Source organism: Synechococcus sp. MU1655 (genome assembly GCF_023630655.1).
Lineage (GTDB): Bacteria > Cyanobacteriota > Cyanobacteriia > PCC-6307 > Cyanobiaceae > Synechococcus_C.
In genome coordinates this window covers 1-7,075 of sequence record NZ_JAKUHK010000090.1, presented here as the reverse complement: position 1 = coordinate 7,075, position 7,075 = coordinate 1, and the positions used below count along the sequence as shown (strand labels likewise).

Here is a 7,075-nt window from a genome sequence, read left to right as displayed (position 1 = left end):
CCCCAACTGCATCAACTGCTGATAGTCGCCAAAAAGATGCTTGGCCTCCTCCTGCACGATTTCGGAATCGAAGAAGGCCATGGTCTTGAAAAAGAGTCATCCATATTTTGAACAATTCGCGGAATCCCTCACAGTGCGGATCCACGCCCCCTCACCAAAGTCAACATGAAGAGAGTTTCAGAATGGCGTGGATCTCACCTCCCAGATCCCCAGACTTCAGACGCGCAGCAAACAGGGGCACAGTCTTCTGCGCACTAGTCGCACAGCGATTGCCAGTGGCGATCGCGTGTTATTAGCCAGTTGGATGGGCTGGTTTCAAGACCTTGGGCACCTGGTTGCTGCCGCCACCACGGAAGAGGACTGTCTTCAGAGGTTGCAAACGGATGATGTCAATCTCTTGATCTGCACAGACCAGCTCGAGGGTGGCAATGGTCCAAGCCTCATTCGGCGCGCCAAACAAAACAAGCCCACTTTGAAAGCGTTGCTACTCGTTCAGCGTCCAATTCTGCGGACCATCCTCCAGGCGATCGACGCGCCCTGTGATGGATTGTGCTCGCATCAGAATGTCGGGATGGGAGGCGTCACTGCAGCCCTAACCGCAATGGAATCCGATGGCACCTATCACGATTCAGTGATCGCAGACGTTCTCCGCCACGGTCGACTGGCACGCACAGCCTCTGGCTCCATTCCTCCCGAACTGAGCTTGAAGGAAGAGGACGTGCTGCGTGGACTTTGCAAAGGAATGAGCAATCAGGAGATCGCAGACAGTCTTGTGGTCTCGATCGACACGGTGAAATCCCACATCGGCAGCCTTCTGCGTAAGTTGCAAGCCAACAACCGCACCCATGCCGTGGTGGTTGCCTTTCAACAGGGACTGATCGACATCCCAACCTCGCCTCCGCGCTGGACCCCCTAACACCACAGGCTTGGGCTCGGTATGGTCCTGGCCAAGAAGAAAGTCCCTAAAGCAATGTCGCGCCAGCACTGGCTTGACCCCCTGGCTCGCAAGCTCTTGCAGGCCACCGGCGATCTCCCTCCAGACCCTGTCCGAGCGAAACCAAAGCCGAGGGAGACCCCTAACGCAGCGGATACCTGGACCCTGGATGTCAATCGGGCGACGCCTGAACAATGGCAAAAACTGCCTGGTTGCAGTGAACACATGGTGGATGTGCTGATGCGACTGCAACGGGGTGGGGTGCAATTCAGCCAGCTGGATGATCTCGCGCTCTTGCTCAACCTTCCCGCTGATCTCATAGGACTGTGGACGCCTCACCTGGTGTTTCGCTGGCATGGGGATACTCCAGTGCTGCCTGAACAGCCTCCACTGGATCTCAATGCCGCGGCACCCACCTTGTTAGAGCAGACTCTCAACTGGCCAAAACCCCGCCTCCAACGTTTGATCGAGGAGCGGCGGCGGAAACCGTTTGAGCATCTCGCTGATCTTCAGGAACGCGTCTGTTTACCGCCTGATGCTGTGGAACAGCTGATTGGCCGCGTGAGCTTTGGGGCACGGCCATCAGGCCCCAGCCTCCCTCCAAGGAGCTAATAACCCCATGGCCACTCCCCCTGGGCAGGGCAACCTATTTGAGCAACCATTGGCAGAGTCCAGTGGTCTGATCGAACGTTCCCTGCCCCTGAGCTCAGAGCTATTACAGGACTGGCAAGAGCGAGTTCATCAGTTCCAAGCACCTCTGTTTTCTGCTCAGTTCGGGCATCGGAATCAACACGCAGAACAACAGCACCTGTTTGCCAGTGACAACACCAATCCGCTGAGTAGCTTCCAGCCCCTGCAGCTCAGGCCCTTACCTTTGAGCTTCTGGCGCTGGCCCAACAGTCCCCACCGAGGGGCTGCCATCTATCTCGTGATGGATCGGCCGAAAGAACTCGAACACCCGATTCTTCTCTACATCGGAGAAACAAAGGCGGCGGATCGGCGCTGGAAAGGCGAGCACGACTGCAAGGCTTACTTGGCGAGTTACCAAGAGGCCTGCATGAGCACAGGCTTGTGCTGCAGCACAAGCATCCGTTTCTGGGCCGATGTCCCGCAGGAAACCCGTCCTCGACGACGGCTGGAACAAACCTTGATTCGTCTCTGGCAACCGCCTTTTAACAAGGAGACCCGTGAGCGTTGGTCCACGCCGTTCCATGCCGATTGAGGGTGCCTCGTAGCATCGGTTCACGCGCCCAATCTCCATGCAGATCTCCCTCTCTTCGGCCCAACCAGAGGCCTGGTCGGGAACCGTGTTGGCCCTAGGCATTGCAGAGGGTGATCCCAATGGCTGGATACCTGCGATGGAGGAACGCTTTTCCATCTCCCTTGGCAACTGGTTGGAACAGCGGAAGTTCCAAGGGAAAAAAGGAGAGAGTGCGAGACTTCAACTCCTGAACCCCAAGTGCATCTCCCTCGTACTCATAGGCCTGGGGCCTCTTGAAGCACTTGATGTCAATAGCTTTCGAGAGGCGGGCGCTGCGGCGGCCCGAGCGAGCAAGGACCAGACGGGCAGTCTTGGGTTGTTACTGCCATGGAACGCCGTTGATCCTGCAGAAGCGGTGACCGTTGCAGCGCAAGCGGTGAGGCTTGCGCTCTTCAGCGATCAACGTTTCCGCAGTCAACCCGAGCCCAGCATTCACCCCGAGCAACTTGAACTGCTCGGCCCCCTCCCCAATACCCTCAACAGCGCCCTCGAAGCGGTGCACCCCATTTGCGCAGGGGTAGAACTCGCAAGAGAGCTCGTTGCAGCACCTCCCAACAGTGTTACTCCATCAGCCCTTGCCGAAAGCGCTGCTCAGATGGCGCGCGAGCATGGCTTGGACTTGAAGGTGCTTGAGCGGAGCGACTGTGAAGCGAGGGGAATGGGGTCATTCCTTTCAGTCTGCCAAGGCTCAGACATGGATCCCAAGTTCATCCATCTCACTTACCGCCCTTCCGGTCCTGCCACAAAACGGGTGGTCTTGGTCGGCAAGGGGCTCACCTTTGATTCCGGTGGTTACAACCTGAAAGTGGGCGCTGCGCAGATCGACATGATGAAATTCGATATGGGAGGCAGTGCCGCTGTGCTTGGCGCGATGCGCTCAATCGCTGAGCTCCGCCCCAAGGGGATTGAAGTGCACATGCTGGTGGCGTCATGCGAAAACATGATCAACGGCTCTGCCGTGCATCCAGGTGACATCGTCACCGCGTCTAACGGCACCACAATTGAAATCAACAACACGGATGCGGAAGGACGGCTGACCCTCGCGGATGCCTTGGTGTATGCATCCGAACTTGAACCCGATGCCATCGTGGACCTGGCCACATTGACCGGTGCCTGCGTGATTGCCCTTGGCGACGAGATTGCTGGACTTTGGACTGAAGACGACTCACTTTCCAACTCCTTAAAAGGAGCAGCAAAAGATGCAGGTGAGGGGCTCTGGCGGATGCCAATGCACCAGGCTTATCGCAAGGGCCTCAAATCACTCCTTGCGGATTTAAAAAACACAGGTCCCCGGCCAGGAGGCTCGATTACAGCCGCTTTATTCCTCAAGGAGTTTGTTAAGGGCTCCATTCCATGGGCGCACATCGACATCGCGGGCACGGTGTGGAGCGACAAGGGGAGAGGTATGGATCCTGCTGGAGCCACTGGCTACGGAGTGCGCACCTTGGTGAATTGGGTGTGCGCGCAAACACATCAGGCCGAGAACTAGGTTTTTCAAAGACTGTGCGACAACCAAAACGAATGGCTTCCAGACCCTTGCGCTGGTACCTGCGAGCTCAACTTGGCGTTCTGCTTTTACCTGTAGGACTCTGCCTCTTTGGGGAAGCTATCAGTCGACGCATTATTCAGATGCTTGGACAGGACCGTGGGCCTTGGTTCTGGTATGGAGCCCTCAGCCTGATCTGTATTAATGCAGGCATCGGCTTAATGATCGAAAGCGGTCTTCTCAGCGGTTATCCAGGCCGACAAGCCGATTAGGACGCAACCGCAGTCATGGCACGTGGGCACTCAAGCGCATGAATCTGCCAGCGAGCCCGCTCAGAACAACTTGCAAGCACTCGATCCAAATCATCGGAAGCAAGCTTCGGAGACGGATAAGGACCCACGTGACGCGTCACCAGACCATCCTTGATCGTCAGCAGATACATACAGCCCCCTCCACAAATCTTGGACCAATGGTAAGGACAAAATCTGGGAGCGTCGAGAGGGGAAAACCCGCATCTTTACTGAGAAACGCCTGAAAAAAACCAATATTCAAATTACAGATTTTCTTCAGATTTCGGAAATGGATTATGGCTGCGCTTGATTCACCCACGCTGTACCTGATCTTGCGCGCTCCCCCCACACAGCATCAAGGCGGCGATCGCGCCCACAACTAAATCGGTAGTAGCGATAGCGAAGCTGATTATTTTTAGCGTAATTTTGGTGATAATCCTCTGCAGGCCAGAACCGAACTGAATCACGAATCTGCACTTTTATCTTGGATCTTGACACCCCTAATTCACTTGCAGCAGAGGCAGCACTTGCCTGAGCAGCGGTGGCCTGCTTGTCTCTAGAAGTGAAAATAACTGGCCGATACGAGTCACCTCGATCACAAAACTGGCCTTTCCCATCAAGAGGATCAATGTTTCGCCAATAATGCTGCAAAAGATTGGCATAACTGATTTTATCGGAGTCAAATCGAACACGTACCACCTCTTGATGCCCACTTTTTTCACTACTTACTTGTTGATAAGTGGGGTTCTCCACATGGCCACCGCTGTACCCACTTTCAACCGAGATCACACCTTCAACATCCTCTAAATCATGCTCAAGGCACCAAAAGCAGCCACCAGCAAGGACAGCATCCTGGACAGCTGCCATAGCTGACATCGGACTCAACAACATCATGCTGGTCAAAACCAGTGGGATTAATGCACGCATGAGGTCAAGAGGGCTGTTTGATCTGGTCAAGGATGGCTTCCGCCGCACGGTCGGTCACACCCGGTTCACCAAGGGTGTCACGTAAGCGCTGATACCCATCCAAAACCCTTTGCCGAACCGATTGGTTGTTCAACAGCGGAATGGCCAATGCAACTAACTGATCGGCGTTGAAATCCTCCTGCAACAGCTCCGGCACCAGTCTCTCTTTGAGCAGAAGATTGACCGGCGAGATGTGATCCACGTGAAAGCGGAGAATTCTCCGTGCCACCCAAGCAGTGACACGGCTGACTCGATAGCCAACCACTTGCGGTACACCCTGCAACGCCAATTCCAAATTCACGGTTCCCGATTTACCCAGTGCCAAATCGGCCGCTGCAAACAGGTGGGGCTTCATGGCATCCGCCTGGTCGGCAGGGATGACGGTCCCGCGAACCCCCGCTTGATCCAGGGCCTGTTGCAGAGGCTCCTCAAAGCGCTCCAATCCGGCAGGCACCATCACATTCAGAGATGGGTCACGCGCCTGAAGGGTGGCAGCAGCCTGCACCAATTCAGGCATGAGATAACGCAGTTCCTGAGGCCGCGATGCAGGCATCAAGAGCAAGAGAGCTCCGTCCAAGGGCAAACCCAACGCACACCGAGCAGCCTGGCGATCGGATGAAACCGGAACCATGTCCAGAAGGGGATGCCCCACCCAGGTGACCTCAGCGCCTCGACCGGAATAAAACTCAGCTTCTTCAGGGAAAATCGCCAGGATGCGATCTGTGAACTGCAGCAAACTTTTGGTGCCTCCTTCCCCAATGCGCCAAGCCCATTCCTGGGGGGCGATGTAATAAGTGATTGGCACATCCGGCAGTCGGCCTCTGAGGCTGTGGCCCAAGCGCACGTTGGCGCCCATGTAATCGATTAACACCACCCCATCGGGTGGACGCTCCTTCAATACCCGATCCACCCTGGCTTGCAATCGAATCGTGGGAACCACCAAAGGAAGGGCTTCCCACAAACCGATCGCTCCCATCGGAGAGGTGTCCGCCAGCAACTCAGCTCCGGCGGCCTTCATCCGCTCACCCCCGAGAGCAAGAACTTCTAAATCCAGTCCACGACGCTTCGCAACACGCCAAAGAGCCTGAATTAGAAGGCTTCCCTGCAAATCTCCTGACACCTCGCCGGTGCTGATGAGCAGACGCACCATCAGCGACTAGATGGAGGAGGCATAGGGCCCCGTCGACCTGTCGACAAGGAACCCTCCAAAAACGTGCAGAGATGATTCGCGGCAGGCAGCAAGGCCTGCTGCCTCGCAAGGTTTAAGCCGTCGGCAATGACGTGATTGGAGCGATAGAGCAACGACCAAATGTCCTGAAGCTGTTTGAATTCCTGGCCCCCCTCGAGGCGGTGCAGGCCCTGACGCCTCAAGCCCACACGATTAAGCCCCCGGACCCGGCCTGGATGACCTTCAACGAGACAGTAGGGAGGAACATCACGATCCACACGAGTCATGCCGCCAACCATGGCCATACCACCGATGTGGACGAATTGGTGAATTCCTAAACAACCACCAATTACAGCGCGATCTTCAATCAGCACATGGCCTGCTACTTGGATGCCATTCGACATCACAATGTTGTTACCCAGCAAACAGTTATGCCCAAGGTGGCAATAAGCCATGAGCAAGTTGTTGTCACCGATCCGAGTTTGCTCTCCTTCATCAGTGGCGCGATTAATCGTGACGCATTCACGAATGGTGTTGTGATCACCAATCACAACCTCCGTTGGAGCGCCTTTGTATTTCAAATCCTGAGGTTCTTGCCCCAAACAAGCGCCGGGGTAAATGCGATTGTGCGCACCAATGCGCAGCAGACCATCGAGTACCACGTGCGGACCGATCCAGGTGTTAGCCCCAATACTCACCTCAGGGCCGATCACCGCTCCAGGACCGACCACAACTCCATGGGCGAGTTCTGCTCTGGGATCAACCACCGCCATCGGATGAACCTGGGCAGGGCGATCGTCAGTAATCACTGATGTGGAGAGCTCCTCACTCATCACGATCAATCCACCAGAGAAAACATCAGATCACCAGAACAGACAAGCTGTCCATCCACCGTGGCCTCCGCTTTCACTTTGCCAAAACGCTTGCGTTTCAGGCTGAGCAACTCGCAAGTAATCCTCAATTGATCCCC

General features: G+C 55.6%; 9 protein-coding genes and 1 pseudogene. 5 read left to right on the top strand and 5 right to left on the bottom strand.

The window, feature by feature from the left end; all coding sequences use genetic code 11:
- Window positions 1-81 (bottom strand): DUF1825 family protein (locus NCN04_RS05805; RefSeq protein ID WP_250395460.1); only part of this gene is annotated, 81 nt, incomplete at its 3' end.
- Between the two features lie 106 nt (window positions 82-187).
- On the opposite strand from NCN04_RS05805, the gene NCN04_RS05800 reads away from it, so the two are divergent.
- Genes NCN04_RS05800 through NCN04_RS05780 form a run of 5 tightly spaced genes read left to right on the top strand, consistent with a single transcriptional unit; the run spans window position 188 to window position 3,953 of the window.
- Complete coding sequence (locus tag NCN04_RS05800) at window positions 188-916, top strand: response regulator transcription factor (RefSeq protein WP_048347087.1); 729 nt, start codon at window positions 188-190, stop codon at window positions 914-916.
- A gap of 54 nt (window positions 917-970) precedes the next feature.
- Window positions 971-1,546 carry a hypothetical protein gene (locus tag NCN04_RS05795; RefSeq protein WP_048348286.1) on the top strand — a complete coding sequence of 192 codons (576 nt, stop codon included), beginning with the start codon at window positions 971-973 and terminating at the stop codon, window positions 1,544-1,546.
- A 7-nt stretch (window positions 1,547-1,553) separates the two neighbouring features.
- A complete protein-coding gene (locus NCN04_RS05790; RefSeq protein ID WP_048347088.1) occupies window positions 1,554-2,156 on the top strand; it encodes a hypothetical protein in 603 nt (200 codons plus the stop codon).
- Window positions 2,157-2,193: 37 nt separating this feature from the next.
- Window positions 2,194-3,684, top strand: coding sequence for a leucyl aminopeptidase (locus NCN04_RS05785; RefSeq protein ID WP_250395459.1), 1,491 nt, complete (start codon window positions 2,194-2,196; stop codon window positions 3,682-3,684).
- Between the two features lie 32 nt (window positions 3,685-3,716).
- On the top strand, window positions 3,717-3,953 hold the full coding sequence (locus NCN04_RS05780) for a hypothetical protein (protein WP_048347090.1): 237 nt from the start codon (window positions 3,717-3,719) through the stop codon (window positions 3,951-3,953).
- 312 nt (window positions 3,954-4,265) lie between these two features.
- Here the strand turns inward: NCN04_RS05780 and msrA are convergent, their stop codons facing one another.
- From msrA to NCN04_RS05760, 4 genes and pseudogenes are all read right to left on the bottom strand, one after another.
- Window positions 4,266-4,898 carry a peptide-methionine (S)-S-oxide reductase MsrA gene (gene msrA, locus NCN04_RS05775; RefSeq protein WP_250395458.1) on the bottom strand — a complete coding sequence of 211 codons (633 nt, stop codon included), beginning with the start codon at window positions 4,896-4,898 and terminating at the stop codon, window positions 4,266-4,268.
- 4 nt (window positions 4,899-4,902) lie between these two features.
- Window positions 4,903-6,087 carry a lipid-A-disaccharide synthase gene (gene lpxB, locus NCN04_RS05770; protein ID WP_250395457.1) on the bottom strand — a complete coding sequence of 395 codons (1,185 nt, stop codon included), beginning with the start codon at window positions 6,085-6,087 and terminating at the stop codon, window positions 4,903-4,905.
- Window positions 6,087-6,938, bottom strand: a complete 852-nt coding sequence (gene lpxA / locus NCN04_RS05765; protein WP_048348287.1) for an acyl-ACP--UDP-N-acetylglucosamine O-acyltransferase — start codon at window positions 6,936-6,938, stop codon at window positions 6,087-6,089. The genes lpxB and lpxA overlap by 1 nt, the downstream gene beginning before the upstream one ends.
- 5 nt (window positions 6,939-6,943) lie before the next feature.
- Window positions 6,944-7,075: pseudogene (locus tag NCN04_RS05760) on the bottom strand (3-hydroxyacyl-ACP dehydratase FabZ); the annotation flags it as partial.